The following is a 25336-nucleotide window of genomic DNA, read 5'->3' as shown; positions in this document are numbered from 1 at the left end:
TGAACCGCTGACCGCGCGGCGGCACAGTCGGGAACGGAACCGCCCGTGCCGATCCGAGAGGCAGACGATCATGACCACCGCCACCCTGTCCGCACCCACGACGTCCGACGACCTGATGCGCCGCACCCTGCGCCTGGACGGCTGGGGCACCGGTGTCTTCGGTGTCCTGATGCTCGCCGGTGCCGTACCGCTGCGAGACCCCCTGGGTTTCCCGACCTCGTGGTCGATCCCCTTCGGCGTCGCGATGCTCGGTGGTGGTCTGGCCCTGCTGCTGATCGCCGGATACCCGGTCATCTCGCCGCGGCACGCGACGGGGGTGGTCGCGTTCAACTCGGTCTGTGTGCTGGGGTTGCTCGCCCTGCCGTTCTCCGGTCTACTCGAGCTCACCGGTGCCGGGGTGGCCTTCGTCTTGGTCGGCGCGCTCGTCGTCGCGGTGTTCGCGGCGCTGGAATACACCGGTCTGCGGCGGATCACCGGGTGACCGGATATCAGGCCGGGTAGCAGTGGATCTCGGTGGCCTTCAGCGCCGCCCACAACTCCGATCCCGGCCGGATACGCAGATCCGCCACGGTGGCCGGGGTGATATCGGCCAGCGCCGGCACCACCCCGTCGAGCCGGACCCGTACCGTATGGGCGTGCTGTTCGAGACCGGCCACCGTCACCGGCCAGGTGTTGCGCGGGCTGCCGTCGGGTCGCCGCGGGTGCAGGCCGACCGCGGACGGCGCGAAGGTGAGATGTACCGGGCCGGTGGCCGGTTCGGCGACGGTGAGCTCACCGCCGCCGTCGAGCCGGACCAGTGTGCCCGCCGCGATCCCCCGGAAGAGGTTGAGTCCCACGAGTTCCGCCACATAGTCGGAGCGGGGTCGCCGGGCCACATCGCCGGGCGGTCCCTGCTGGACCATCACCCCACCCTCGACGATGACGAGCCGGTCGGCGAGCACCATGGCGTCGAGTGGGTCGTGGGTGACCAGCAGGGCATGGCCGGGGTAGTCGCCGAGATGGTGGGCGAGTTCGGAGCGCACCCGGACCCGGGTCGCCACGTCCAGCGCCGCCAGCGGTTCGTCGAGCAGCAGCAGTTCCGGCTCGACCGCCAGCGCCCGGGCCAGCGCGACCCGCTGCGCCTGACCACCGGACAGGGTCCGCGGCCGGGCGCGTGTGTGCTCGGCCAGCCCCACCCGGTCCAGCCAGTGCGCGGCTCGTTCGCGGGCGGCCGCCCGCCGCGCGCCGCGCGCCCGCAGACCGAAGGCCACGTTCTCCAGTGCGTCGAGGTGGGCGAAGAGCAGATAGTCCTGGAACACCACGCCCACCGAACGGCGCTCGGGCGGCACGAAGGCTCCGGGCGGCGCATCCCATATCCGGTCGTCGAGCCGAATCGATCCCGCCGTGAGCGGGGTGAGTCCGGCCAGGGCGCGCAGGGCGGTGGTCTTTCCGGCGCCGTTGGGGCCGAGCAGGGCGACGACCTCGCCCGGAGCGAGTCGCAGGTCCAGATCGAGGGCGAAATCGCCGCGGGTCACCCGCAGCTCGGCCGTCAGCGTCACAGCACTCCCCGCAGCCAGCGTTCCCGGAGGGCGGCCAGTACCACCACCGAGACCAGCAGCAGCACCAGGCTGAGCACGATCGCCGCGGCCGGGTCGGTTTCCAGCGCCAGGTACACCGCCAGCGGCATGGTGGTGGTCTTGCCCGGAAAGTTACCGGCGAAGGTGATGGTGGCGCCGAATTCGCCCAGCGCCCGCGCCCAGCAGAGCACCGTCCCGGCCACCACACCGGGCAGGATCGAGGGCAGTGTCACCCGGCGGAAGGTCAGCCAGCGGGAAGCGCCCAGCGTGGCCGCCGCCTCCTCATAGCGCGGATCGGCGCCGCGCAGCGCACCCTCCACCGAGATCACCAGGAAGGGCATCGCCACGAACGCCTCCGCCACCACCACGGCCCCGGTGGTGAAGGGCAGCGCGACCCCGAACCAGTCGTACAGATACCGGCCCACCAGCCCACGGCGGCCGAGTACCAGCAGCAGCGCCACTCCGCCGACCACCGGCGGCAGCACCAAGGGGACGGTGACCAGCGCCCGCACCAGGCCGCGGCCGGGCAGATCACCGCGGGCCAGCAGCCAGGCCAGTGGTATCCCCAGTACCAGGCACACCACGGTGGCCAGGCTCGCGCACACCAGCGAGAGACGCAGCGCCTGGCCCACTTCCGCGGAGACCAGCCGCTCGGGCAGATCCCGCCACGGTGCCCGGACCAGCAGTCCGGACAGTGGAACGATCAGGAACACCAGCCCCAGCAGTGCGGGCGCGACCAGCACGATCGGCCGCCGCCCCCGGATCGCGCGACGCCGGCGCAGTGCCGCCGCCCGGCGCCGTACCGGGCCGACACTCACGGCGTATCGAAACCGGCCGTGGTGAAGACCCTGCGCGCCTGCGGTGACAGGACGAAATCGACGAACGCCGCGGCCGCCGCCGGGTTGGGCGCCTGCGCCACCGGCGCGATCGGATAGTCGTTGATCGCCTTCTCCGATTCCGGGAACTCGATCCCGGTGACCTCGTCGCCCGCGGCCCGGACGTCGGTCCGGTACACCAGCGCGGCGTCGACCTCGCCGAGCGTCACCTTGGTCAGGACGGCTTTCACGTCGGGTTCGCGGGTATCGGGTCGCGGGGTGACCCCGGCCGCGGCGAAGACCGTGTCGGCGGCCGCACCGCAGGGCACCTGCTCGGCACACAGCGCGATCCGCGGTTCGGGCCGGCCGAAATCGGCGAGCCCACTGATACTGCCCGGATTACCGACGGGCACCGCGATCTCGAGCCGGTTGCCGACGAAGGTGATCGGTCCGGCGGTGATATCGCCCGATTCGATCACCTGCTCCATATTGCGTGGCGCGGCGGAGGCGAACACATCGGCCGGCGCGCCCTGCTCGATCTGCTCGGCCAGCGCCGAACTGCCGCCGAAGCTGAACACCACATCGACCCCGGGATGGGCCTGCTCGAACTGCTCGCCGAGGGTGGTGAAGGTTTCGGTGAGCGAGGCCGCGGCGAAAACGGTCACCGTGCCGCTGATCCCGTCGCCCGACTCGCCGGAGCCGTCGCCGGAGTCCTGGCCGGCGCAACCCGCCAGCACGCTCATCAGCACGGCCACCGGAGCCAGCCGGCGCACGGCGCGCCCTACAGTCGTCGTCATTCGTCAACTCTCCGGGATCTCGACTACCACATGCGTCGACTTGACCGACGCGACCGTCACACTGCCCACCTCGATACCGAGTTCGTCCACCGATTCCCGGCTCAGCAGGGAGACCAGCCGGAACGGCCCGGCCTGCATCTCCACCTGCGCCATCACGGTGTCGGTGACCACCCGGGTCACGATCCCGCGCATCCGATTGCGGGCCGAGGCCGCCACGGTCACCCCGGGGTCGGGTGCCTCGGCGTGCTGCCGCGCGAATTCGGCCAGATCGCGGCCCCGCACACCCTTGCGCCCGTTCTCCAGCCGGACCGAGGGGAGCCGCCCCTGATCTATCCAGCGTCGCACGGTGTCATCGCTGACTCCGAGCAGCCCGGCGGCTTCCTTGATCCGCAGATACGTCACGATGTGGAGTATATAGCCGGATATGCGGAACTCGGGCGGGAGAAGCGGCGAACCTCTCAACCGGTCGGCAGCGCCAGGATCATCTCGTTCTCCGGCCGGGGATCGTCCTCGGCACACGGTGTGCTCGCCCCGGTGGGAGTGAACCCGTTGCGCAGGTACAGCTGCTCGGCCGGCCGGTTGCCCGCCAGGACCCACAACCGCAAGTTCGGGTGACCGGCCTGTGTCGCCCATTCGATCACGGCGCGCACCAGCCCGTCCGACACTCCGGTGCGGCGTGCCCGGGGCGCGGTCCACATAGACACCAGTTCGGGACCGTCCGGGGTGACGATCGCCCCCGCCGACCCCGCCGGCCCCGTGTCGGTTCCGGCCACGTAGAACGGATCGCGCCGGGCGGTCCACTCGCGCCATCGCGATTCGTCCCAGGTGAGCGCCTCCGCATGGCTGGTGGAGAAGGTGCCGGGCGCCGATCCGGCCAGCGCGTCCAACCGGACCAGGCGTGCGACGCGCCAGTCCTCCGGTCCGATCCGTCGTATCCACATGCTCCGATGGTGCGGAGAGTACCGCTGTACGGCAACGGATATATGGCACGGGGGTAGGGCTCGGCAGCGCCGCGGAGAGAATGCGTACAACGCGCCGGATACGGTTCGGGCCGTCCCCGTGTCACAGCCGGGCGGCCCATGCCGGACTGGAGCCGGAGCTCGGGGTGAACGCGGGTGTCGAGCTGGCACATCAGATCCTCGCGATCGCCGGCCTGGCCTCCGGGGACACCTCGGTGGTGCCGGCGGTCCTCGCCGGCGGTACCACGGTGAACACCGTCCCGGAATCCGCGGAGTGCTCGGTGGACGCGCGATCGTGGTCGGTATCGGATCTGGAACAGGTGGACCGGGCCATGTTCGCGCTCGCCCCGCGCCTGCCGGGAGCGACGGTGACGGTCAGCGGAGGTATCGCCAGGCTGCCGTTCGAGCAGTCCAGCAGCCGCGGGCTGTACCGCGAGGCCGCGGCGGCGGCGCGGGAACTCGGGATGGCCACGCTGGGTGCCGTGCGGTCCGGCGGCGCCTCGGACGGCAACTTCACGGCCGCGATCGGTGTCCCCACACTGGACGGTCTCGGTGCGCTGGGCGGTCACCCACATGCCCGCGACGAATATGTCGACGTGAGGGCAATGCCGGGACGTGTCGCGCTGCTCGCCGCCCTCCTGGAGCGGTTGCGGCACCGTTCACCGGGCGCATGACCGGTGAAAGTGGGCGAGCCGGCGAACAGGATCAATCCAACCGTGTGACGGATCCCGCCGGAAGCGGCCACGCGACGCATCCGGGGCAAGTGCCTTCGTACGGCTGGTGAAGAAGGTGCCCGAGGGAGAACCAGCATTCGCGTGCACGCGGACCGCAGGTGCTATCGCCAGTTGTCCGGTTTCCACGGGCCGGAGCTTCCCTCCAACGGGCAGTGCTGATTGCGTGATCGGATCTGTTGCGTCAGAGTCGGAGGCTGGTCGGGCCGGAGGGGTGCGGGCGGGAGTGATGGTCGAGCACCTCGAGGCGTAATCATCTCGAGGAGGGTTTGTTTCGTGACAGGTACACAATTCGTCGCAATGGGCGTTGCTGTCGCCGGAGCCGTCGCGGTTGTCGCGGTAGCGGGTTCTGCGTCCGCTGAGACCCGGACGCAGTACGTGGGCAACAACTGCTGGAGTATCAGCCCGAATCTCGTCGACATACCGCACAACGGCAGCGTGACCGTCAGTACCGATACCGCGCGTCCTGGATGGTTCACCCTCAGCGGCGACAGTAAGAGCGTCTTCGGTTACACCACCGATCTGCACGTCGAATGGCGCAACCTGGACAACGGCCGCACGGGATCCGCGGATGTCACCTACCGCAATTCGCTGGCCGATTCGAACGGCTTCTGGATCCGCGATCTCGACAGTGGTCCGGGCCGGGTGCAGATCACCACTTCGGGCGTCACGCGTGGTCTGCTCACCATTCCGGTGCCGGCGTGCACGGGTGAGGTGGTGATCTGACCACCCGGTGATTCCGGCGGTGCTCGCCGGAGTACCACGGGTCGTCCCGGAATCCGCGGAGTGCTGTGTGGACCTGCGATCGTGGTCGGCGCGCCTGAGCAGCGCAGCTGCCCTCCCGTGCCGGAGACCCATTGTGCGCACGCCGGTAGGCGTTGGAAGTGGGTAAACTACAGGGCCGGGCGACTATTGATGCCGTCGGTGCCGAACGTCGCGGTGAGTCGGCCGGGCTGCGTTCATGGTTCATGCCACCAGCAGGGGAAGGTCGATGGCCGTTTTCATCAGCTACCACAGTAGTAAGCGGACGGTCGTCGAGCATATTGCCCGATACTTTCTGCGCCGGGGGGTCTCCACCTGGTGGGCGCCGCGGGATATCCCGCCCGGTTCGCAGTGGGACGAGGCGATCTCCGCGGCCATCAGAGAAGCCTCGGCGCTGGTCCTTCTCTTCTGTGCCTCAGCGGATTCCAGCGTGCATGTCAAACGCGAGGTCGCGCTCGCGGATCGGGCCGGAATCCCGATCTACTGGGTCCGATTGGAGCAGGTCGAGCCGGAAAGGCTCGGCTACTATCTTTCACCCACCCAGTGGGTGGATTGGTTGGATCGCCGGGACAGCACGCTGGAAAACCTGGTTCACGATCTGAAGAACCCCGCGGTCGGAGGCAGTGGGCCGGCTCCGGCCGCGGACCGCCCCGGCACCGAGCCCGCGCCGGTCTCCGGCTGGCCCGCCGGTGTCGTCGCATTCGAGAACGAGGAACTGGCCGCTGAGGCCGCGGCGCATATGTACTTCCGTATCGCCAACGATGTCCCGCACCGTAGCGTCGTGTTGCCGACCGGGCGTGCCGCGACGCAGCTCTTCAACGCCATGCTGCGCATTGCGAATGCCTATGCGCCAAGGCCGTTCGGGACGGCACCGATCCTGTCCGACACCGAAACGTTCGGTGTCTACAACCGCCATCATTCGTCGCGAACCCGGCATGTGCTCGAGGCATTGATCGAACCGCTGACGGAAAGGGAACTGGGACCGCAGCCGCGCCAGCTGCGTCTGCTGTCGGGGCAGATCAGCGAAGACACCGATCCGGTGCAGACGACCCAGCGGGTACTGCGGCTGTACCCACCTGCCGTCCACGGTATTTCGATCTCACCGGAAGGCGAGGTTCTGGGCTATGAGATCGGTACCTATTCCGATCCCGACGATATCGCCTCCGACGGTTGCCGGATCGTCGAGTTGAGCGAACACGGACGACGTTATATCGACCCCAATCAGCCCTCCCGATCCGTAGTGACCATCGGACTGGCCGCGGCGATCGAATGCGCCGGCCTGATGGTGCTCGGATTCGACCCCAGCAAAGCCCGCATCATTCATCAGATGGCCAGTTTTCCGGAGACGGCAGGGGTGCCGGCAACGCTGCTCCGCCGGAACACCAGAGCGGTCGTCGTCACCACACGGCGTATCGCCGAGGAAGCCGATCTCGACAATGTCCACTACCCGATCTCCGCTGAGGCAGGAAGCGAATGGATAGTCAGCAGGTTCTTCTGAAACCGTCCCCGTCGGTGGCAGTCGTGGGTATGGCAACGATCGACTACCTCTATGTAGTGGACAGCCATCCGGCCGAGGACAGTGAGAATCCGGCCCGCCGGCACGCGGTGGTTGTCGGTGGCCCGGCCGGACGGGGCGCCATTGCCGCCGCTCGACTCGGGAACGGGGGAGTGACCCTGTACGCGATGTGTGGTAGCGGTGTGCACGCTCAGGTCCTGCGGCAGGAACTGAGCACGGAGCCGATGACCGTGAACCTGTTCGAACGTGGCCAGGTGAGCCAGCATTCGGCAGTGATCGTTACCGCGGACCGGGGGACCCGTTCCACGATATGGCTGCCGCAGCCGGGCGCCGATGCCGAGTTCTTGGCGGCCGTGCCGTCGGCGTTCGATGCCGCCGATGCCGCGCTGCTCGACTGCACCGATCCGGTACTCGGTAGGGCCGCGGTCGCGTTGTGCCGCGACCGGGAGGTGCCGATCATCATGGATACCGGCGGATACAAGGAGTCCAGCGAGGAGTTTCTGTACGGGATCGACTATCTCGTCGCACCCCAGAAATTCTTCGCCGGACGAAACCCGGGCCAATCGCTGGAGCAGAGTATGTTGCGGGCATTCGAAGATTTCCGGCCGCGGGCCCTGGTCGCGACCCAGGCCGCGCGCGGCGGAATCTACCTCGACCACACCGGATGGCATCGCTACCGTGGCTTCCCGGTGGAAACCAAGGACTCCTGCGGGGCAGGCGATACCTTCCACGGTGCTTTTGCCTGGTGTGTCGCCGCGGGCGCGGATACAGGGAACGCGCTGGATATCGCCTCCTGGGCCGCGGCACAGAAATGCGCGGTGTTCGGCAACGACGGTATCCCGGACAGTATTCAGCTGAAACGGTTCCTGGCCGAATCGGCATAGCTGATGACTCGAATCGGCATCACCGGGCATATCCATCTCGCCCCGGGTACAGCCGATCTCGTCCGCGACGAGATCACCACCCGGCTGCGGGCGTATCGGGGTGACCTGGTGGGGGTCAGTTGTCTTGCGCCCGGCGCGGATACCCTGTTCGCCGCCGCCGTGGTGGCGGTGGGCCGGCGGCTCGAGGTCATTCTCCCGGCCCGCCGGTACCGGGACGACGCGGTCCCCGCCGAGATGCTCGGCACTTTCGACAAGCTGCTCGCCCGGGCCGCGGCGGTCCGGGTGATGGCATTCGAGGAACCGGGCGAGGCCGCGTATAGGGCCGCGAACAACGCTCTGCTGTCCGAGATCGATCGACTACTCGCGGTGTGGGATGGGGGTACCGGAGACATCGGCAGCACAGCGGAGGCAGTGCATTCCGCTCGGTGTAGACACATACCGGTGGATATCGTATGGCCGCCCGGATCCGGACGATCAGCCAAATGAGTTTCTCTACAACGTAATTCGGGCCGCAAATCGGCGCACGCCTGTAGGCCGCCCTGCTACGGTATGCCTCATGATCGCCGTCGAATCCGGCCGATGCCATGCTCCGGACTGAAGACCTGCCCGGTCTTTTCCGAGCTGCCGACGAAGCGGCGATAGCGTCTCAGCGTTCCTATTTGCGTAGCTATGGTCTCCGGCTGCTGTTCGCGGTCTTGGCCGCCGTATGTGCCGCCTTCAGCGTGCGGGTGGGTTCGCAGCGCACCGATCTGGCGGCTCTCGGCACCGCGCTCGCTTTTGTCTGCATCCTCACCCTGGACGTCCGTATCCTGGGTTCGCGCCCCAACCGGAACTGGCATGCCGGTCGAATACTGGCCGAAGCGACGAAAACCCTCGCCTGGAAATACGCGGTCGGCGGCGCGCCGTTCGATCACACGCTCACGAGAACCGAGGCCGATGCGCAGCTCGTCGACCGGACCTGGCAACTGCAGCGCAGCTTCCTCGAGATCCAGCTCGAGCCCACCACCGGCACCACTATCACCGACCGGATGCGTGAGTTGCGCGACGGCATGTTCGCCGATCGTCGGCAGTGCTACCTCGAACACCGTCTCCAAGAGCAGCAACGCTGGTACGCGGCGAAATCGAAACACCATCGCCGTCGCGGTGGGCGGTTGCGGACGCTGGCCCTGCTCCTCGAGATCGCGGGGATCTCTGCTGCGCTGGCGAAAGCGTTCAATGCCATCGGCTTCGATCTGGCGGGTATCGTCGCGGCATCCATCGCCGGAATCGCCGCCTGGTCGTCCGCCCGCCAGGACGATCGGGTGTCCGCGGCCTATGCCGCCACTTCGAACGAACTCGCACTGATCACCGAATCCGTACGCAATGCCGGCGAAACCGATTGGGCTGCCGCGGTGGACGATGCCGAAGAGGTGATCAATCGCGAGCACGCGTTGTGGCGTGCCTTTTGCGTGGACGAACTCTGACCGGCGCAGGTTCGAAGCGCTGGACACCCTGAATGGAAGGCGGCTCGTAGCGCGCTCCGCAGTCGCAGCGCCGCGCTCGCGCACCCAGTAGTGGTCGCCACGCAGCTGCGGGACAGCCGGATCACTTCGGGGCTGCCCCGCGGACGCGGCGCTCAGTCTTTCGGCCCGCCGGCTACATAGATGACCTGCCCGGAAACGAAACCCGCGCCCTCGCTCACCAGGAACGACGCCGTATGCGCGATATCCTCCGGGTAGCCGACCCGGTTCACCGGGATCTGCGCGGCGGCGCCCTTCTGGAAATCCTCGAAATCCACCCCGACCCGGGCCGCGGTGGCGGCGGTCATATCGGTGACGATGAAGCCCGGGGCGATCGCGTTGGCGGTGACGCCGTACTTGCCGAGTTCGAAGGCGAGGGTTTTGGTGAAGCCCTGCAAACCGGCCTTCGCGGCGGAGTAGTTCACCTGGCCGCGATTGCCCAGCGCCGAGGTGCTGGACATATTGACGATGCGGCCCCATTTCTGTTCGACCATGTACTTCTGCGTGGCCCGGGTCAGCAGGAAGGCGCCGCGCAGATGGACGCCGAGTACGGTGTCCCAGTCGTCGACGCTCATCTTGAACAGCAGGTTGTCGCGCAGTACGCCGGCATTGTTGACCACGACGGTGGGCGCGCCGAGTTCGCCGGCCAGCCGCTCCACCGCGGCGTTCACCGAGTCCTCCTTGCTGACATCGGCGCCCAGCGCGATCGCCGTCCCGCCGGCGTTCTCGATCGCCGACACGGTCTCGGCGCAGGCGGCTTCGTCGAGGTCCAGGACCCCGACCTGCAGTCCGTCGGAGGCCAGCCGTGTGGCGATGGCCGCCCCGATCCCGCGGGCGGCGCCGGATACTACTGCGATCCTCTCGGCCATCAGTTCGAAGTCCTCTCGTGTGGGCGATAGTTCTTACGCCATCTAACAACGTGCGGCGTCGCGGATCGAGGGGACGGCCGGACAAGATCTTCGTGGCGGTGCTGTGCACGGCGGACAGTCCGGGTCGCCAGTGCGCCGCCGGACCGTTCTTCCGGGTTTCGGATTCGCCGGTACACATGCTGTCCGCCGGGGCGGCCTGTCCGTTTATTCACCTAGGTGTGGGTTTCCTGCACTCCCCAAATGGGTAGCGGGCCATCTATTCTCGAAACACCCCACTCACCAGTCAGTTTGGAATGTGATGACCACTCCTCAGCCCCCGTACGATCCGACGACGGGTAAGCCCTATCCCACCCAGCCCCCGGCCGGTGCCCAGCCCGCCTACGGCCCCGGCCCGCAGGCCTACGGGGCGCCGAATCAGGCGCCGGTCTCACCGGCGGATGCCGAACTCTGGGCCGCGCTGGCCCATTTCGGCGGTATCGTGCTCGGGTTCGTCGCCCCGCTCATCGTCTGGGTGATGTACAAGGACCGTGACGAGTTCGTGCGCCGGCACGCGGTGGACGCGTTGAACTTCCAGATCGTGCTGGCGATCGCCTATGTGGTGTCCGCGGTGCTGATGATCGTGCTGATCGGCTTGCTACTGTTCCCGATCGTCTGGATCGCGGGCATCGTGTTCTCGGTGCTGGCCGGTATCGCGGCCAACAACGGCCGTGAGTACAAGTACCCGTTCAATCTCGCACTGGTGAAGTAGCGGGTGTGCCCGGGCCGGCGGTCGTGGCGCCGGCCCGGGCACCCGCGCGCGGTACCGGATGGGCGCAGTTCTATCCGGTACCGGCGATCAGGGACGCAGTACCGAGGTCAGGAACTCGGTCTGGTCGTGGATGGTCTGTTCGAAGAGCTCGTCGAAGTACAGATCGAAATGCCCTGCCGGATACCGTTTCACCACCGCGTGCTTGGTCTTCCCGGCGGCCCGCAGCGCGGGTTTCACCGGGGTGATCGAATCGTTGTCGCACAGCGCGTACAGCACCGGCATCTTCAATTCCTTCACATGCCGGGCGGGGCGGGCGAACAGGATCGAGAACGCCGCGCGGGCCGCGATCGTGGGCCGGTAGTTCGGGCTCTCCTCGGCCAGCCGGCCGAATCCGGCGGGTACGTCCGAGCCGGTCATCATCGCCGTGGCGCGTTTACGTCCGGCCAGCCGGATCTGCACGGGTTTGCGCAAGACCGTGCCGAACACCAGGTCCGACGCCGCCAGGACGCCCACCTTCACGAAGCTGACCAGTCCTTTCGCCAGCGCGGAGGAGAATCCGCTGACGAACGGGACCTGCGCCACCACCGCCGCGATATAGGCGTCGTCCGGGGCCACCGCCAGGGCATGCCCGCCGCCCAGCGAGGTGCCCCACAGCGCGATACGGGTGGCGTCGAAACCGCGCAGCGTCCGGGCATAGGCCACCGCGGCGATCCAATCCTCACGCTGCCGGGCCAGATTCACCACCTGCCGCGGGTCGCCGTCGCTCCCTCCGAAATGCCGGTAGTCGAAGACCAGCACCCCCATTCCCGCCGCGGCGAACCGCCGCGCGAACCGATCCAGTCCCATTTCCCGGTTGGCCCCCAACCCGTGCCCCATCACGACGATGGGGCGCGGCTTGGGCGGGCCGGCCGGTAGGTACAACCAGCCGGCACATTTCTGACCTCCCGACGGGAAGCCGACCTCGACACGCTCCATGATCATCGACCGTACCGAGTCATCGGCCCGGAGGAGTCACCCAGCCTTGGCAGGACTGCGCCCGGACTGGGGGTGGGAAGCCGATCGCCGGCGAGTATCCTGGTGCGGCGGATGAGTCGGCCGGGCGGTCGCGGCGCCGGGAACGGGCACCCCAGTGGTGTCGCGCTCGGCGCCGAGGAAAGTCCGGACTCCACAGAGCAGGGCGGTTGCTAACGGCAACCCGGGGTGACCCGCGGGACAGTGCCACAGAAAACAGACCGCCCACGGCCCGCGAGGGCCGTGCGGTAAGGGTGAAACGGTGCGGTAAGAGCGCACCAGCGCCCCGGGTGACCGGGGCGGCTCGGTAAACCCCGCCCGGAGCAAGGTCGAAGATCGCACCTCACGGTGCGGTTGCGCAGGTGTTCGAGGGCTGCTCGCCCGAGCCTGCGGGTGGACCGCTCGAGGTACCCGGCGACGGTGTGCCCAGATGGATGGCCGCCCCCCGGCGCAAACCGGGGACAGGATCCGGCTTATGGCCGGCTCGTCCGCACCGCATTCGCTTCGTCCCGGCTGTTCGGGGTTCCGGCCGGGCTCCCCGCAGCGCGCCGGGACCGGGCCGCCGCGGCCGTTCCCCGACTGTGGTGGCCGAGAACTGGACGACGGGGGGACCGGGCGTACGATCTTTGTTTCACAGCGGGGGTCGCCGAGTGCCCCGTGCCGTCACCAGGGAAACACATGAGAGCCAGCAAATTCGCCGCCGTCGCGGTCGGGGCCGCCGTGTGCGCGCTGTCGGCCTGCGCCACCGATGACGCACCCACCACCGAGGTCCAGCCCATGACCGTTGTCGCCAGCGAGGAGACCTCTGCGGCGAGTGTGCCCCCCGCGACGAAGACGCGCGGGCAGTACGACCCGGCCGAAACCGCGGTCGGTCAGTCCGGTCTGGCGGCGTTCATCGTGTCGGTGGAGGAGGTGAACTCGCAGGAGGGGCCGGTGACCGTGTTCACCCTGCAGATCGAGAACATCACCGACGATGTGTGGAACGGTAAGAACTGGACGACGCCGACCGTGGTGTACGGCAACGCGGGCACCCCGGCCCCCCACGTCAAGTCGCCGTCGGAGGGGTTCGGCGACGGTGTGCAGGGCTTGGTCCCGCCCGGCAGCCGCCAGACGGTGAAACACGCGTACAAAGTGACCAAGGCACAGCTGAATCCGGCGGTGTTGACCGCAGGCAGTGTGCTGTGGCAGGGCGACTTCTCGAATTTCCACCGGTGAGCCCGTCTCGGCCCCCACTGGGTCGGGGCCTGCCGCGTGCCGCGGGGAGGAGATGAGTATGGCGATTCTGGTCACCGGTGCCACCGGGAACATCGGCCGGAAGGTCGTCGATCAGCTGGTGCTACGGGGTGCGACCGATATCCGGGCGCTCACCGTCGACCCGGCGAAGGCCGCGCTTCCGGCCGGTGTCGACGCGGTTCGCGGATATCTGCGCAGACCCGGCACACTGCCGGCCGCGTTCGAGGGGGTGGACCGGATGTACCTGGCGTCGATCCACGACGGGGTGGACGAGGTGGTCGACGTCGCCCGCGCCGCGGGGGTGCGCCATATCGTCGACCTGTCCGGGGAGCCGGACAGCTGGTGGGGTGCGATCGCGGCAGCGGTCGAGGGCAGCGGGATCGCCTGGACTCATCTGTGGCCGGGGGATTTCATGGAGAACACGGGGATGTGGGCGCAACAGATCCGGGCGACCGGCGCGGTGCGCGAACCCGACCCCGAGGCCGGTAGTACGCCGATCGCGATGGACGATATCGCGGCGGTCGCCGCGGTCGCGCTGACCGAGGACGGTCATCGTGGGCGGGCGTACGAGCTGACCGGTCCGGAGAAGCTGAGCCGGGCCGGGCTGGTGCGGGAGATCGCCGCCGCACTGGGCCGCACGATCGATTTCGTGCGCGTCACTCCCGAGGAGACCGTGCGCGCGCTGCGCCCGGCGATGGGGGACAACGCGCAATGGTATGTCGACAATGTCCTCATCGGGCTGGACGAGCACACGCTGCCGCCGAACCGGGTGGTCGAAGAAATAGTCGGACGCCCGGCGACGACCTTCGCGCAATGGGCCGCACGATATGCGACCGAATTCTTCGGTGAGACCGGTTCCCGCGAGCGTTGATCGGAAAACCCCTCGTTTCGCCCGACCCGGTCGGTTCGTGCCGCTTGTCTTTTTCCGGTGAATTCCACGGCGTGTCGCGCTACGAAATTCACCGGGGAGCGGATCGGCGTGTGGCTACCGACCCGAGCACATGACGGCGACCATCTGATACACGGCCTGTGTTTCGGCGTCGGTCGCTTCGGCACCGCCGGCCGCGAGCCGGTCGGACAGCGCGGCGAGCACCTCGTCCTCCGGGTCGCCGGCCCTGATCTCGGCGCAGGTTTCGGTGAAGATCGCGGTGATCGCCGCGTCGTCGCGGCCCGCGGCCAGACCGGGGAAGGCGCCGCGGAAGCCGATCACGAAAGAACCGGCCTTGACCTGGTCTATTTGTGCGGTATCGGGAGTCGCGGCGACGGACGTCGGAGTGGCCGTGGGGGTCGGTTCGGCGGTGTCGCTTCCGCAGGCGGCGACGGCGGGCAGGACCGCGACGAGGACGGCGGTGAGTAAGGACAGAGGTCTGTGCACGTGCCGGATGGTAACTCCGCGAGATGGACACCGTCCCCCGCCCGGCGGGGGACGACGTTCATCCAGCGGCCACTCAGGCCGAGGGACCGATCACGAACATCTGCGCGAGGGACGCAGCCTGCTGCGGACCGACGAGGGGGAGCAGATAGTCATAGATGAGAGTGGACATACGTGAGGAAACTCCAGCTCGGATGTAGTCGGACGCTTACGGTTCGCCACAGTATCAGTTGCCGGGTGTGAACGATCTTTTCCGGCGGGATTCGTGCAGAACTGGCATAAATGGTGATTGCCGTCATAAAGTATGCGGGGTCGGCAGGCTCGCCCGGTGCCCTGGAGTTCGCGGAACGAGCCGATTCATACCTATCGGAAGACAGGTCACAACACATATGCGGGTAGCACGTACCTTGGCAACCGGAGCTTTGATGGCCGGGGCCGCATCTGTTCTCGCTACCGTGGGCGCCGGCTCGGCCGGCGCCGTTGCGGTGACACCGCTGCCCGGTGGAGTGCGGGTGGACCTCAGCCCGGCGGACACCCGCTGGGTGGATCAGAACAATATCGGGCAGATGGTTGCGGGCATTCCGCATCCGTCGGCGCCGTCGTTCGGTCAGGCGCTGGACGCGGCCGCGGCCGTTTCCGCCGCTCAGCCCAACGGCCGGGTGGTTTTCACGGTGTTCGGTCCGCTGCACGAACTGAGCGGCTCGATGCTGGCATTGCAGTAGTTCGTACGGATTTCCGTACCGTCGGGCCGGTACCGGGGCAACCCGGTACCGGCCCGGTTCGTTATCGGCCCGGGTCGATGGCCGCTGACTCACCGAAACCTCTGTGCCGCTGTGCTTTCGGGGGCCGGCGTCTCAGGCCGTATCGATGGCGGCGGCCGCCGCGGGATACTGCGCCAGGCAGCGACCGGCGGCGGTGTCCTCGGCATCGGCGAGTGCCTCGAACAGGGTGGTGTCCTCGCCCGCGGCATGGGCTACGGCGGCGCGGGCGCGCAGCGCGTCGTGCGATTCGACGGCGTCCCGGTGATCGCCCAGCACGGTCTGCAGATGTTTGGCGCGTTTGCCGAGGTCCGCGGCGGTATCGCCCAGGACCGCGGTGGCGGCCTCGCAGGAATACCGTAAACGTTTGGCGCTCTTGCGGATATCGTGCAGCAGTTCGACCCGGTCGGCGGGTGCCACGGTCGGCTCGGCCCGCACCAGGCCCCGGACCCGTTTCCGGTCCTTGCGCAGTACCGTCTCGAACATCTCGCCGGCCGGTGTCGCGGCCACCGATTCGCGCAACGGCGGCGCTGTGCGCCATTGCTTCAACTCCCGCCGCATGGCGCGGTACCGGTCGCTGTCCAGGGCCGTCAGGATTTCGCCGTGCGCGGCGGCGTACCGGTCGCGTTCGGCGCGGACCAGACGGTCGTAAGTCGACTCCAGGCCGGCCGATCCGGGATCGGCGTAGCGGTCGAGCAGCGCGGCGAAACGTTCGGCGCGGACCTCCGCGTCGCGTGCCACGCCCAATAGTCCGGCCAGCCACGCGAGTTCGGTGCGCATCCGGTTGTCGGCGTCCGGGTCGAGCAGCTTCTGGTAGGAACGCAGCACACTGCGCAAACGGCGGGTCGCGACCCGCATCTGATGGACCGAGTCGTCGGCATCGGCCCGCACATCCGGTTCGGCGGTGAGGAGGCGTTCGATATCGGCCCCCAGTGCGTCGGTGAGGGCGTCGGCCGCCGCGATCGATTCATCGGCCATGGTGTGCCGCCGTCGCGAAGGTGTCGGTCGCCTCGACCAGATGATGGGTGATCCCGGGCTCGGCGGCGGAATGCGCCGCGTCGTCGACGATGTGCAGGCGCGACCCCGGCCAGGCGCGATGCAGGTCCCACGCGCTCACCGCCGGGCAGACGATATCGTGGCGGCCCTGCACGATCACGGCGGGAATATGGGTGATCGCGCCGATATCGCGCAGCAGTTGGGCCTCGTCCAGGAAGCCGCCGTGCCGGAAATAGTGGTTCTCGATCCGGGCGAAGGCGAGGGCGAACCGGGTATCGGCGGTTTCGGCCATCCGCTCGGGGTCCGGGCGCAGCGTACTGGTGGCGCTTTCCCAAGCGGTCCACGCGCGGGCCGCCGCGGTGACGATCTCCGGATCCGCGGAATCGAACAGGCGGTGGTAGGCCTCCACCAGATCGCCGCCGCGTTCGGCCTCCGGAACCGGGGCGAGGAATTTCTCCCACTCGTCCGGGTAGACGTAACCGGCGCTGCCGTTGTAGTACCAGTCGATCTCCTTGCGGCGCAGCAGGAATATCCCCCGCAGTACCAGTTCGGTGACGCGCTGTGGATACCGCTGCGCGTAGGCGAGTGCGAGGGTCGAACCCCACGAACCGCCGAACACCAGCCACTGCTCGATACCGAGCGCGGTACGCAGCGCTTCGATATCGGCGATCAGATGCGCGGTGGTGTTGACCGAGAGATCGGCGCCGTCGGCGATATGCGGGGTCGAGCGGCCGCAGCCGCGCTGATCCAGCAGCACGATCCGGTAGCGGTCCGGGTCGAAGAACCGGCGGTTGAGCGGCGTGGTGCCGCCGCCCGGGCCGCCGTGCAGGAACACCGCCGGTTTCCCGTCCGGGTTCCCGCTGGTCTCCCAGTACACCGCTTGGCCGTCGCCGACCTCGAGCATGCCCTGGGCATAGGGTTCGACCGGCGGGTACAGCGGACGCATCAGAAGGCCAGACCGGAGGCCAGGTCGGGAAGTTCGAGCGCCCGGACGGCCTCGTCGTGCACATCGGAGCAGGCCTGCACGGTCACCCGGTCCACCACGGCCTTGTCGGCCAGGACCTGGGCATTGATACCGCCGTTGGTGAGCGCCCATTCGTGGACCATGGCGTTGAGACCGATCCGGCCCAGTGTCGGACCCTGGACCCGCCAGTTGGACAGCTCGGGGCGCATCATGTCGCACAGGTTCTGGGCGGCCTTGTCGGAGACCTCCAGCGGAGTGGCGGGTGCGGCGCTGCCCGTGGTCTTCGGGGTCGCGGTGGCGGAAGCGGTGGACGCGGCCGGAGAGGTGTCCTCCGAACCCGTCTGCACACCACCGCACGCGGTGAGCAGCACCGCCCCGCACACTCCCGCCACCGTGAGGGCACCCCGTGTTGTCCAAGCGCGTCGCCGCATCAGTACCTCAGAACTCGAGTCGGAACCGTCGACACCGAGTTTGCCATCCCGCGCCGGACTGGGGACCCGCTGCGAGCCCGGCCCGGGTCAGAAACTGTGTTCCGGACCCGGGAACGTGCCGCGGCGGACCTCCTCGGCGTAGGCGGCGGCCGCCCCGCGCAGTTCGTCGCCGACCGCGGCGAACCGTTTGACGAACTTGGCGGTCTTCCCGCTGGTGAAGCCCGCCATGTCCTGCCAGACGAGCACTTGGGCGTCGCAGTCGGCGCCGGCGCCGATGCCGACCGTGGGAATGGTGAGCTTGCGGGTGACCTGGCCCGCCACCTCGGCCGGGACCATCTCCATCACCACCGAGAACGCGCCCGCGGCCTGGACCGCGATCGCGTCGGCGAGCAACCCCTCGGCGCCCTCGCCCCGGCCCTGGACGCGGTAGCCACCCAGGGTGTTGACGCTCTGCGGGGTGAAGCCGATATGCGCCATCACCGGGATACCGGCGGCGGTGAGCAGCCTGATCTGGTCGGCGACGCGTTCACCGCCCTCCAGTTTCACCGCGTGCGCGCCGCCCTCCTTCATGAACCGGGTAGCCGTGGCGAGGGCCTGTTCGGGCGAGCCCTCGTAGGTGCCGAACGGCAGGTCGGCCACGACCAGGGCGTGTGGTGCGCCGCGCACCACGCCGCGCACCAGCGGGATCAGCTCGTCGGTGGTGATGGGCACAGTGGTCTCGTATCCGTACACCACATTGGCGGCCGAATCGCCGATGAGCAGGACGGGAATACCGGCCTCGTCGAAGAGCCGGGCGCTGGAGTAGTCGTAGGCGGTGAGCATCGCCCAGCGTTCACCGGTCGCCTTCATCTGTCGCAGATGCTGGACGCGGGTGGGTCGCCGGGCCGGTTTCGCCGCCGCGGCGGCACCGTAGGCAGGTGTTTCCGAGGTGGCATCGGGCGTGCCGGATGATACGGACATCATCGTCCCTTTCGTCTCCTCGAGGCCCTGATCGGGTCCCCGGGTCTGGTTGACGCCCTCCAGTGTGCACCCGTGGCCGAGCCCGGATTAAGCCCGCGACCAGGTGCGGTTCGTCACATCCCCGGGAGCGGGCGCGGTCCGGCTAGCATGGCGGCAGTGCGGAGCGGGTGTGGTGGGCCGGCGGGTGTGCTGGCGGTGCTGGCTGTGGCGACGGTGCTCGTCGCGGGGTGCGCGGACGAGGTCCGGGAGCAACCGGATCCGCCCGCGCCGATCCCCGCCGAGCTGAGTCGTTTCTACAACCAGACGCCGGCCTGGGAGTCGTGCGCCGGCTACACCGACCCCGGGGAAGCGTTGCCGCCGGCCGCGCAGTGCGCCCGCATCGAGGTTCCCGTCGACTACGCCGACCCCGCCGGCCCGACCGCGCAACTGGCGGTGTCCAGGATGCGCGCCACCGGGGACCGGATCGGTTCGGTACTGATCAACCCCGGCGGCCCGGGCATGTCCGGGCTGTCCACGGTGATGCTGGGGGGCGGGACCGAGCTGGCCGATCGGTTCGACCGGGTGGGGTTCGACCCCCGCGGAGTCGGCGCCTCCACGCCCGCGGTCGACTGCCTGACCCCACCGGAAGCCGATGCCGAGCGGGCCGAACTCCCGGTGCCCAACACGCCGGAGGGCATCGCGGAGGCCGAGACCGAGAACCGCGAGTACGCCGACCGCTGCGTGGCCCGCACCGGGACGGAATTCCTCGCCCATGTCGGCACCCGCGAGGTGGTCCAGGACATGGACATCATGCGGGCCGCGCTGGGTGATCGGCAGCTGACCTATCTCGGCTACTCCTACGGCACCCGCCTGGGGACCGCGTACGCGGAGAAGTTCCCGGGCAATGTCCGCGCCATGGTCCTGGACGGCGCCATCGATCCCTCGCAGGACCCCGTCGCGGAGTCACTCCGCCAGGCAGCGGGTTTCCAGAAGGCCTTCGACGCGTACGCCGCGGACTGCGTCCGGTCACCGGACTGCCCACTCGGGACCGACCCCGCGCAGGCGGTGCCGCGGTTCCGTGCCCTGGTGAATCCGCTGTGGGACGCCCCCGCCGCCACCACCGATCCCCGCGGCCTCAGCTACGACGACGCGATCACCGGTGTGCAGCAGACCCTGTACGGCGCCGATTTCTGGCCGGTGCTCACCATCGGGCTCACCGAGCTCTCCCAGGGCCGCGGCGATACGCTGCTGCAACTCGCCGATATGTACAACGGCCGCCGGGACGACGGTACCTACAGCAATCTCACCGACGCCTTCGACGCGATCCGCTGTGTGGACGATCCGCGGGTCACCGATCGCGCGGTGGCCGGCCGGCAGGACACCGAATACCGCCGGGCCGCGCCGTTCCTGGACGACGGCCGCGGCACCGGGGCGGCGCCACTGGAACTGTGCGCGCAGTGGCCGGTGCCCAACACCAGCCGACCGCACGATATCTCCGTCGAGGGGCTGCCCGAGCTGGTGGTGGTGTCCACGACCGGCGATCCGGCCACTCCGTACCAGGCCGGTGTCGATCTCGCCCAGCAACTCGGTGCGGCACTGATCACCCACGAGGGCGACAGCCACACCGTGGTCTTCAACGGCGGGGCCACCTGCGTGGACGACGCGGTCGTGCGCTACCTGGTGGACCTCGAGCCCCCCGCCGAGGGTCTACGCTGTTGAGCCGACACACAGCGCAGCGCGTCATGTAACACGGATTTAACGCCGGGTGCCTACTCTCGCGGTCATGGATCGCCAGAAGGAATTCGTGCTGCGGACGCTCGAAGAGCGGGATATCCGCTTCGTACGTCTCTGGTTCACCGACGTACTGGGCTATCTCAAGTCCGTCGCCATCGCGCCCGCCGAGCTCGAGGGGGCTTTCGAAGAGGGCATCGGATTCGACGGATCGGCGATCGAAGGGTTCGCCCGGATCTCCGAGGCCGATATGGTGGCCCGGCCCGACCCCTCGACCTTCCAGGTGCTGCCGTGGTCCTCCAGCAAAGGCCACCAGCATTCCGCCCGGATGTTCTGCGATATCACCATGCCCGACGGATCGCCGTCGTGGGCCGATCCGCGCCATGTGCTGCGGCGTCAGCTCAACAAGGCCGGCGACGTCGGTTTCAGCTGCTACGTGCATCCGGAGATCGAGTTCTTCCTGCTGAAGAACCAGCCCGACGGCGTCGACCCGGTCCCCGCCGACAACGGCGGCTTCTTCGACCAGGCGGTCCACGATTCCGCGCCGAACTTCCGGCGGCACGCCATCGACGCGCTCGAATCCATGGGTATCTCGGTGGAGTTCAGCCACCACGAGGGCGCGCCCGGCCAGCAGGAGATCGACCTGCGCTACGCCGACGCCCTGTCGATGGCCGACAATGTGATGACCTTCCGCTACCTGATCAAGGAAGTGGCCATCGACGAGGGTGTGCGCGCCACGTTCATGCCCAAACCGTTCGCCCAGTACCCGGGCTCGGCCATGCACACACATATGAGCCTGTTCGAGGGCGAGGCGAACGCGTTCTCCGATCCGGACGACCCGGACAACCTGTCGACCACCGCGCGCGCCTTCATCGCGGGCATCCTCGAACACGCGCACGAGATCAGCGCCGTCACCAACCAGTGGGTGAACTCCTACAAGCGCCTCATCCACGGCGGCGAGGCGCCGACCGCGGCCTCGTGGGGCCGGTCCAACCGCTCGGCGCTGGTCCGGGTGCCCATGTACACCCCGAACAAGGCGTCGTCGCGGCGCGTCGAGATCCGCAGCCCCGATTCCGCCTGCAACCCGTACCTGACCTTCGCGGTTCTGCTGGCGGCCGGTCTGCGCGGTGTCGAGAAGGGCTACACGCTGCCGCCGGAGGCCGAGGACGACGTCTGGTCGCTCACCGCCGCCGAACGGCGTGCCATGGGCTTCAAGGAGCTGCCCGGCACCCTGGACGAGGCACTGCACGCCATGGAGCGCTCCGAGCTCGTCGCCGAAACGCTGGGCGAGCACGTCTTCGACTTCTTCCTCCGCAACAAGCGCCGGGAGTGGTCGGATTACCGCGCCCAGGTGACGCCGTTCGAGCTGCGCGAATACCTCGGTCTTTGACCTGTCGTCTCGTCCGCTCGGCACCCTGTGGTCGCCGGGCGGGCGGGATCCGCGGGTCGCGAGGGCGACGAGCACGCCCGGCGACACCGCGATTCGGTCGGTGACCCACGCCTCGTTTCCCGGTCCGTGGCCGGCCGATCCGGCACCCGGACCGGCCGGTTCCGTGACATCGCACGGGTGCGGGCGGCGACCGCACCCGACCGAGGGGTCCGGCACATCTCGACCCCGGAAGTCGGTACCTTGAGCTCATGGTCCGCCCACCGTCCGCCCGGTCCGCCGTCCCCGGCGTCGGCCGTCTGGGATTGCTCGAACCGTCGGCCGCCGATTCGCTGAAATCGCTCGGCTGGGACAATATCGAGAGCATTCCGGTGCTGTGGTCGCTGTCGCGGGCGCCGGACGCCGATCTCGCGCTCAACACGCTGATCAGATTGGCCGAGGCGCTCGGGAACGACTGGGCCGAACTGGATTCGGCGATCCGGGCCGAAACGATGCTGCGTGGCCGGCTGTTCGCGCTGCTGGGTTCCTCGACAGCGCTCGGTGATCATCTGGTGGCCGACCCGTGGGCCTGGGTGCTGCTGCGCCGGGAGGAACTGCCCGACCGCGACGAGCTGATCGCCGATCTGCTCGCGGTCGTCGGCGGCGAACCGGAGTCCGGGCCCAATGCCGCGCCGATGCTGTACCGGGCCACCGAAGCCGGGCCGGAAGTGGTCGCGGCACTGCGCAAACGGTACCGCGATCAACTCATGCTGCTGGCCGCCGTCGATCTGGCCGCCACTGTCGAGGACGAGCCGGTGGTCCCGTACGAGTCGGTGGGTCGCCAGCTCACCGCACTTGCCGATGCCGCGCTCACCGCCGCGCTGGCGGTGGCGGTGGCCCGGGTATGCCGTGACGAACCGTGCCCGGTGCGGCTGGCCGTGATCGCCATGGGCAAGAGCGGGGCGTGCGAACTCAACTACGTCAGCGATGTCGATATCGTCTTCGTCGCCGAACCCGCCGACGCCGTCGCCACCCGGCTGGCCGCCGAACTGATGACCGTGGGCTCCTCGGCCTTCTTCGAGGTCGACGCCGCGCTGCGGCCCGAGGGGAAGGCCGGCGCGCTGGTGCGCACGCTGGAGTCCCATCTGGCCTACTACCAGCGCTGGGCGCGGACCTGGGAGTTCCAGGCGCTGCTCAAGGCCCGGCCGATGACCGGCGATCTGGACCTCGGCGAACAGTATCGTTCGGCCACCGACGCATTGGTGTGGACGGCCTCCGAACGACCGGATTTCGTGCCGGATGTGCAGGCGATGCGCCGCCGGGTGGAGAATCTGGTGCCCGCCGACCTGCGCGAACGGGAGCTCAAACTCGGTAGCGGCAGCCTGCGCGATGTGGAGTTCGCGGTGCAGCTGCTGCAACTCGTGCACGGCCGGGTGGATCCGAAACTGCATGTCCAGGGCACCGTGGAGGCTCTCGCGGCACTCGCCGCGCGCGGATACGTGGGCCGCGAGGACGCCGCCAACCTCACCGCGTCCTACGAATTCCTGCGCCTGCTCGAACACCGGTTGCAGTTGCAGCGGCTCAAACGCACCCATACGCTGCCCGCCGCCGACGACGAGGAAGGGATGCGCTGGCTGGCCCGCGCCGCGCATATCCGCCCGGACGGTAGACGCGATGCCGCGGGAGTGTTGCAGGCCGAGCTGCGCCGGCAGACCGGCCGGATCCGCCGGCTGCACACCAAACTCTTCTACCGGCCGCTGCTGGAGTCGGTGGCCCGCCTGGACTCCGACGCGCTGCGCCTGAGCCCCGACGCCGCCGTCCGGCAACTCGCCGCCCTCGGATACGCCGCGCCCGAGCACGCGCTCAGCCATCTGCGCGCGTTGACCAGCGGTGTCTCCCGTAAGGGCCGGATCCAGGCAGTGCTGCTGCCGACCCTGCTGGAGTGGCTCGGCGAGACTCCCGACCCCGACGCCGGGCTGCTCGCCTACCGGCGGGTGTCGGAAGGACTGGTGGACCAGGACTGGTATCTGCGGGTGCTGCGCGACGAGGGTGCGGTCGGGCAGCGGCTGATGATGGTGCTGGGCTCCTCGGCGTATCTGCCGGATCTGCTGATCAACGCCCCCGAAACCATCCGTATGTACGCCGACGGCCCGCACGGACCGCTGCTGCTGCGCACCCAGCCGGTCGAGGTGGCGGGCGGCATCCTCACCGCCGCCGACCGCTACACCGACCCCAAACGGGCCGTGGCCACCGCCCGTTCCCTGCGCCGGCACGAACTCGCTCGGGTGGCCTCGGCGGATCTGCTGGGTCTGCTGGACGTGCCGCAGGTCTGTGCCGCCCTGTCCGCGGTGTGGGTGGCAGTGCTCGAGGCGTCGTTGCGGGCGGTGATCCGGGCCAGCGTCGCCGAACGCGGCGCGCCCGCGCCCGCCGATTTCGCGGTGATCGGCATGGGCCGGCTCGGCGGCCGGGAACTCGGCTACGGCTCCGATGCCGATGTGCTGTTCGTCTGCGATCCGCGGCCCGGCGAGGACGAGCACGTCGCCGTGAAATGGGCCAACGGCATCGCCGAGCAGGTGCAGAAACTGCTCGGCGCCCCCAGTACCGACCCGCCGCTGCAGGTCGACGCGGGCCTGCGGCCGGAGGGCCGCAGCGGCACGCTCGTACGCACCCTGGCCGCCTACGACTCGTACTACCGCCAGTGGGCGCAGCCGTGGGAGGTGCAGGCGCTGTTACGCGCCCATCAAGTGGCCGGTGACGGAGACCTGGGCCTGCGATTCCTGCACACGATCGACGGGGTGCGCTATCCGGCCGGCGGTGTCTCCGCCGAGGCGGTCCGCGAGATCCGCCGCATCAAGGCCCGGGTCGATTCCGAACGGCTGCCCCGCGGTGCCGACCCGGCCACCCACACCAAGTTGGGTCGCGGCGGTCTCGCCGATATCGAATGGACTGTGCAGCTGCTGCAATTGCGGCACGCACACGAGATCCCGGCACTGCACAACACGTCGACGCTGGAATCGCTCGATGTGATCGAACAGGCGGAGCTGCTGAGCCCGAGGGATACCGACCTGCTACGCCAGTCCTGGCTCACCGCCACCGCGGCCCGCAATGCGCTGGTCCTGGTACGCGGTAAACCGTCCGACCAGCTGCCCGGTCCGGGCACCGCGCTGTCGGCAGTGGCCCGGGTGGCGGGCTGGCCCACCGACGACGGCGGCGAGTTCCTCGACCACTACCTGCGCGTCACCCGCCGGGCCAGAGCGGTGGTGGAACGGGTCTTCGGCGTCTGACGTACCTGCCGCGCGGCCGTGCCCGCATTCGAGGAACCGAATCCGTGACCGGGCCTCGGGCTGCCCCGGATGGCCACCAGTTGTCGTTCGGAGCCCGGCTGCCCCCGGAGAACCG

Annotated in this window: 26 protein-coding genes and 1 other RNA gene; 15 read left to right on the top strand and 12 right to left on the bottom strand. The window is 68.8% G+C overall.

Annotated elements, in window-relative coordinates; genetic code table 11:
• Nucleotides 1-70 precede the first annotated feature (70 nt).
• Nucleotides 71-481: a hypothetical protein gene (locus tag ABZV91_RS15995; RefSeq protein WP_355241499.1), complete on the top strand. Its 411-nt coding sequence runs from the start codon at nt 71-73 to the stop codon at nt 479-481.
• Nucleotides 482-488: 7 nt separating this feature from the next.
• Here ABZV91_RS15995 and ABZV91_RS15990 read toward each other — a convergent pair whose 3' ends face one another.
• The 5 genes from ABZV91_RS15990 to ABZV91_RS15970 are packed head-to-tail and all read right to left on the bottom strand — an operon-like array spanning nt 489 to nt 4109.
• Nucleotides 489-1538, bottom strand: a complete 1050-nt coding sequence (locus tag ABZV91_RS15990; RefSeq protein ID WP_355241496.1) for an ABC transporter ATP-binding protein — start codon at nt 1536-1538, stop codon at nt 489-491.
• A complete protein-coding gene (gene modB, locus ABZV91_RS15985) occupies nt 1535-2338 on the bottom strand; it encodes a molybdate ABC transporter permease subunit (RefSeq protein WP_355241565.1) in 804 nt (267 codons plus the stop codon). Before modB ends, ABZV91_RS15990 begins: the two co-directional genes overlap by 4 nt.
• Nucleotides 2339-2370: 32 nt before the next feature.
• Complete coding sequence (modA, locus tag ABZV91_RS15980; protein ID WP_355241493.1) at nt 2371-3168, bottom strand: molybdate ABC transporter substrate-binding protein; 798 nt, start codon at nt 3166-3168, stop codon at nt 2371-2373.
• 3 nt (nt 3169-3171) lie between these two features.
• The gene (locus tag ABZV91_RS15975; protein WP_355241490.1) at nt 3172-3570 is read right to left on the bottom strand and encodes a helix-turn-helix transcriptional regulator; all 399 of its coding nucleotides are present in this window, start codon (nt 3568-3570) and stop codon (nt 3172-3174) included.
• A gap of 56 nt (nt 3571-3626) precedes the next feature.
• On the bottom strand, nt 3627-4109 hold the full coding sequence (locus ABZV91_RS15970) for a GNAT family N-acetyltransferase (RefSeq protein WP_355241487.1): 483 nt from the start codon (nt 4107-4109) through the stop codon (nt 3627-3629).
• A gap of 80 nt (nt 4110-4189) precedes the next feature.
• Here ABZV91_RS15970 and ABZV91_RS15965 point away from each other — a divergent pair, with 80 nt between their 5' ends.
• The 6 genes from ABZV91_RS15965 (at nt 4190) to ABZV91_RS15940 (ending at nt 9483) form a co-directional block, all read left to right on the top strand.
• Nucleotides 4190-4801 carry a M20/M25/M40 family metallo-hydrolase gene (locus ABZV91_RS15965; RefSeq protein ID WP_355241484.1) on the top strand — a complete coding sequence of 204 codons (612 nt, stop codon included), beginning with the start codon at nt 4190-4192 and terminating at the stop codon, nt 4799-4801.
• 357 nt (nt 4802-5158) lie between these two features.
• A complete protein-coding gene (locus tag ABZV91_RS15960; RefSeq protein ID WP_355241482.1) occupies nt 5159-5584 on the top strand; it encodes a hypothetical protein in 426 nt (141 codons plus the stop codon).
• A gap of 265 nt (nt 5585-5849) precedes the next feature.
• Complete coding sequence (locus ABZV91_RS15955; RefSeq protein WP_355241480.1) at nt 5850-7118, top strand: TIR domain-containing protein; 1269 nt, start codon at nt 5850-5852, stop codon at nt 7116-7118.
• Complete coding sequence (locus ABZV91_RS15950; RefSeq protein ID WP_355241477.1) at nt 7094-8020, top strand: PfkB family carbohydrate kinase; 927 nt, start codon at nt 7094-7096, stop codon at nt 8018-8020. The genes ABZV91_RS15955 and ABZV91_RS15950 overlap by 25 nt, the downstream gene beginning before the upstream one ends.
• 3 nt (nt 8021-8023) lie before the next feature.
• Complete coding sequence (locus tag ABZV91_RS15945; protein ID WP_355241474.1) at nt 8024-8506, top strand: hypothetical protein; 483 nt, start codon at nt 8024-8026, stop codon at nt 8504-8506.
• Between the two features lie 98 nt (nt 8507-8604).
• Nucleotides 8605-9483: a DUF4231 domain-containing protein gene (locus ABZV91_RS15940; RefSeq protein ID WP_355241471.1), complete on the top strand. Its 879-nt coding sequence runs from the start codon at nt 8605-8607 to the stop codon at nt 9481-9483.
• Nucleotides 9484-9635: 152 nt separating this feature from the next.
• Here ABZV91_RS15940 and ABZV91_RS15935 read toward each other — a convergent pair whose 3' ends face one another.
• Nucleotides 9636-10388, bottom strand: a complete 753-nt coding sequence (locus ABZV91_RS15935) for an SDR family oxidoreductase (protein ID WP_355241468.1) — start codon at nt 10386-10388, stop codon at nt 9636-9638.
• Between the two features lie 298 nt (nt 10389-10686).
• Between ABZV91_RS15935 and ABZV91_RS15930 the strand changes: the two genes are divergently transcribed.
• Nucleotides 10687-11136 (top strand): DUF4870 domain-containing protein, encoded by a 450-nt coding sequence (locus tag ABZV91_RS15930; RefSeq protein WP_355241465.1) that lies wholly within the window; start codon nt 10687-10689, stop codon nt 11134-11136.
• 87 nt (nt 11137-11223) lie between these two features.
• Here ABZV91_RS15930 and ABZV91_RS15925 read toward each other — a convergent pair whose 3' ends face one another.
• Nucleotides 11224-12111, bottom strand: coding sequence for an alpha/beta fold hydrolase (locus ABZV91_RS15925; RefSeq protein WP_355241462.1), 888 nt, complete (start codon nt 12109-12111; stop codon nt 11224-11226).
• A gap of 112 nt (nt 12112-12223) precedes the next feature.
• Here ABZV91_RS15925 and rnpB point away from each other — a divergent pair.
• The 3 genes from rnpB to ABZV91_RS15910 all read left to right on the top strand — a co-directional run bounded on the left by rnpB (nt 12224) and on the right by ABZV91_RS15910 (nt 14251).
• An RNA gene (rnpB, locus tag ABZV91_RS15920) (RNase P RNA component class A) lies at nt 12224-12638 on the top strand.
• Between the two features lie 187 nt (nt 12639-12825).
• Entirely contained in the window at nt 12826-13362 is a 537-nt protein-coding gene (locus tag ABZV91_RS15915; protein WP_355241459.1) for a hypothetical protein, read from the top strand.
• Nucleotides 13363-13420: 58 nt separating this feature from the next.
• Nucleotides 13421-14251, top strand: coding sequence for an NAD(P)H-binding protein (locus ABZV91_RS15910; RefSeq protein WP_355241456.1), 831 nt, complete (start codon nt 13421-13423; stop codon nt 14249-14251).
• Between the two features lie 114 nt (nt 14252-14365).
• Here ABZV91_RS15910 and ABZV91_RS15905 read toward each other — a convergent pair whose 3' ends face one another.
• Nucleotides 14366-14755, bottom strand: a complete 390-nt coding sequence (locus ABZV91_RS15905) for a hypothetical protein (protein WP_355241454.1) — start codon at nt 14753-14755, stop codon at nt 14366-14368.
• A 422-nt stretch (nt 14756-15177) separates the two neighbouring features.
• On the opposite strand from ABZV91_RS15905, the gene ABZV91_RS15900 reads away from it, so the two are divergent.
• Nucleotides 15178-15474, top strand: a complete 297-nt coding sequence (locus ABZV91_RS15900) for a hypothetical protein (protein ID WP_245564098.1) — start codon at nt 15178-15180, stop codon at nt 15472-15474.
• Nucleotides 15475-15606: 132 nt separating this feature from the next.
• On the opposite strand, the gene ABZV91_RS15895 is transcribed toward ABZV91_RS15900, so the two are convergent.
• From ABZV91_RS15895 to panB, 4 genes are all read right to left on the bottom strand, one after another.
• Nucleotides 15607-16488, bottom strand: coding sequence for a CHAD domain-containing protein (locus ABZV91_RS15895; RefSeq protein ID WP_355241450.1), 882 nt, complete (start codon nt 16486-16488; stop codon nt 15607-15609).
• A complete protein-coding gene (gene pip / locus ABZV91_RS15890; RefSeq protein WP_355241447.1) occupies nt 16478-17452 on the bottom strand; it encodes a prolyl aminopeptidase in 975 nt (324 codons plus the stop codon). Before pip ends, ABZV91_RS15895 begins: the two co-directional genes overlap by 11 nt.
• Entirely contained in the window at nt 17452-17901 is a 450-nt protein-coding gene (locus ABZV91_RS15885; RefSeq protein ID WP_355241444.1) for a hypothetical protein, read from the bottom strand. Before ABZV91_RS15885 ends, pip begins: the two co-directional genes overlap by 1 nt.
• An 87-nt stretch (nt 17902-17988) precedes the next feature.
• Nucleotides 17989-18861 (bottom strand): 3-methyl-2-oxobutanoate hydroxymethyltransferase, encoded by an 873-nt coding sequence (gene panB, locus ABZV91_RS15880; protein ID WP_355241562.1) that lies wholly within the window; start codon nt 18859-18861, stop codon nt 17989-17991.
• Nucleotides 18862-19074: 213 nt separating this feature from the next.
• Here panB and ABZV91_RS15875 point away from each other — a divergent pair, with 213 nt between their 5' ends.
• The 3 genes from ABZV91_RS15875 to ABZV91_RS15865 all read left to right on the top strand — a co-directional run bounded on the left by ABZV91_RS15875 (nt 19075) and on the right by ABZV91_RS15865 (nt 25221).
• Complete coding sequence (locus ABZV91_RS15875) at nt 19075-20559, top strand: alpha/beta hydrolase (RefSeq protein ID WP_355241559.1); 1485 nt, start codon at nt 19075-19077, stop codon at nt 20557-20559.
• 64 nt (nt 20560-20623) lie between these two features.
• Nucleotides 20624-21961, top strand: coding sequence for a type I glutamate--ammonia ligase (gene glnA / locus ABZV91_RS15870; RefSeq protein WP_355241441.1), 1338 nt, complete (start codon nt 20624-20626; stop codon nt 21959-21961).
• Nucleotides 21962-22209: 248 nt separating this feature from the next.
• Entirely contained in the window at nt 22210-25221 is a 3012-nt protein-coding gene (locus tag ABZV91_RS15865; protein WP_355241438.1) for a bifunctional [glutamine synthetase] adenylyltransferase/[glutamine synthetase]-adenylyl-L-tyrosine phosphorylase, read from the top strand.
• Nucleotides 25222-25336: the final 115 nt, after the last annotated feature.

The organism is Nocardia sp. NPDC004568 (assembly GCF_040609955.1).
Taxonomy (GTDB): domain Bacteria; phylum Actinomycetota; class Actinomycetes; order Mycobacteriales; family Mycobacteriaceae; genus Nocardia.
The sequence above is the reverse complement of the archived record's forward strand: the minus strand, read 5'-3'. Positions and strand labels throughout refer to the sequence as shown.

Bases quoted from the DNA above. Each gene is read 5' to 3' on its own strand.
- ABZV91_RS15960 (WP_355241482.1), top strand. From the start codon at position 5,159: ATGGGCGTTGCTGTCGCCGGAGCCGTCGCGGTTGTCGCGGTAGCGGGT.
- modA (WP_355241493.1), bottom strand. From the start codon at position 3,168: ATGACGACGACTGTAGGGCGCGCCGTGCGCCGGCTGGCTCCGGTGGCC.
- ABZV91_RS15910 (WP_355241456.1), top strand. From the start codon at position 13,421: ATGGCGATTCTGGTCACCGGTGCCACCGGGAACATCGGCCGGAAGGTC.
- ABZV91_RS15930 (WP_355241465.1), top strand. From the start codon at position 10,687: ATGACCACTCCTCAGCCCCCGTACGATCCGACGACGGGTAAGCCCTAT.
- ABZV91_RS15925 (WP_355241462.1), bottom strand. From the start codon at position 12,111: ATGGAGCGTGTCGAGGTCGGCTTCCCGTCGGGAGGTCAGAAATGTGCC.
- ABZV91_RS15935 (WP_355241468.1), bottom strand. From the start codon at position 10,388: ATGGCCGAGAGGATCGCAGTAGTATCCGGCGCCGCCCGCGGGATCGGG.
- ABZV91_RS15865 (WP_355241438.1), top strand. From the start codon at position 22,210: ATGGTCCGCCCACCGTCCGCCCGGTCCGCCGTCCCCGGCGTCGGCCGT.
- ABZV91_RS15970 (WP_355241487.1), bottom strand. From the start codon at position 4,109: ATGTGGATACGACGGATCGGACCGGAGGACTGGCGCGTCGCACGCCTG.
- ABZV91_RS15900 (WP_245564098.1), top strand. From the start codon at position 15,178: ATGGCCGGGGCCGCATCTGTTCTCGCTACCGTGGGCGCCGGCTCGGCC.
- ABZV91_RS15945 (WP_355241474.1), top strand. From the start codon at position 8,024: ATGACTCGAATCGGCATCACCGGGCATATCCATCTCGCCCCGGGTACA.
- ABZV91_RS15950 (WP_355241477.1), top strand. From the start codon at position 7,094: ATGGATAGTCAGCAGGTTCTTCTGAAACCGTCCCCGTCGGTGGCAGTC.
- ABZV91_RS15915 (WP_355241459.1), top strand. From the start codon at position 12,826: ATGAGAGCCAGCAAATTCGCCGCCGTCGCGGTCGGGGCCGCCGTGTGC.
- ABZV91_RS15955 (WP_355241480.1), top strand. From the start codon at position 5,850: ATGGCCGTTTTCATCAGCTACCACAGTAGTAAGCGGACGGTCGTCGAG.
- pip (WP_355241447.1), bottom strand. From the start codon at position 17,452: ATGCGTCCGCTGTACCCGCCGGTCGAACCCTATGCCCAGGGCATGCTC.
- glnA (WP_355241441.1), top strand. From the start codon at position 20,624: ATGGATCGCCAGAAGGAATTCGTGCTGCGGACGCTCGAAGAGCGGGAT.
- ABZV91_RS15895 (WP_355241450.1), bottom strand. From the start codon at position 16,488: ATGGCCGATGAATCGATCGCGGCGGCCGACGCCCTCACCGACGCACTG.
- ABZV91_RS15995 (WP_355241499.1), top strand. From the start codon at position 71: ATGACCACCGCCACCCTGTCCGCACCCACGACGTCCGACGACCTGATG.
- ABZV91_RS15885 (WP_355241444.1), bottom strand. From the start codon at position 17,901: ATGCGGCGACGCGCTTGGACAACACGGGGTGCCCTCACGGTGGCGGGA.
- ABZV91_RS15940 (WP_355241471.1), top strand. From the start codon at position 8,605: ATGCTCCGGACTGAAGACCTGCCCGGTCTTTTCCGAGCTGCCGACGAA.
- ABZV91_RS15965 (WP_355241484.1), top strand. From the start codon at position 4,190: ATGCGTACAACGCGCCGGATACGGTTCGGGCCGTCCCCGTGTCACAGC.
- panB (WP_355241562.1), bottom strand. From the start codon at position 18,861: ATGTCCGTATCATCCGGCACGCCCGATGCCACCTCGGAAACACCTGCC.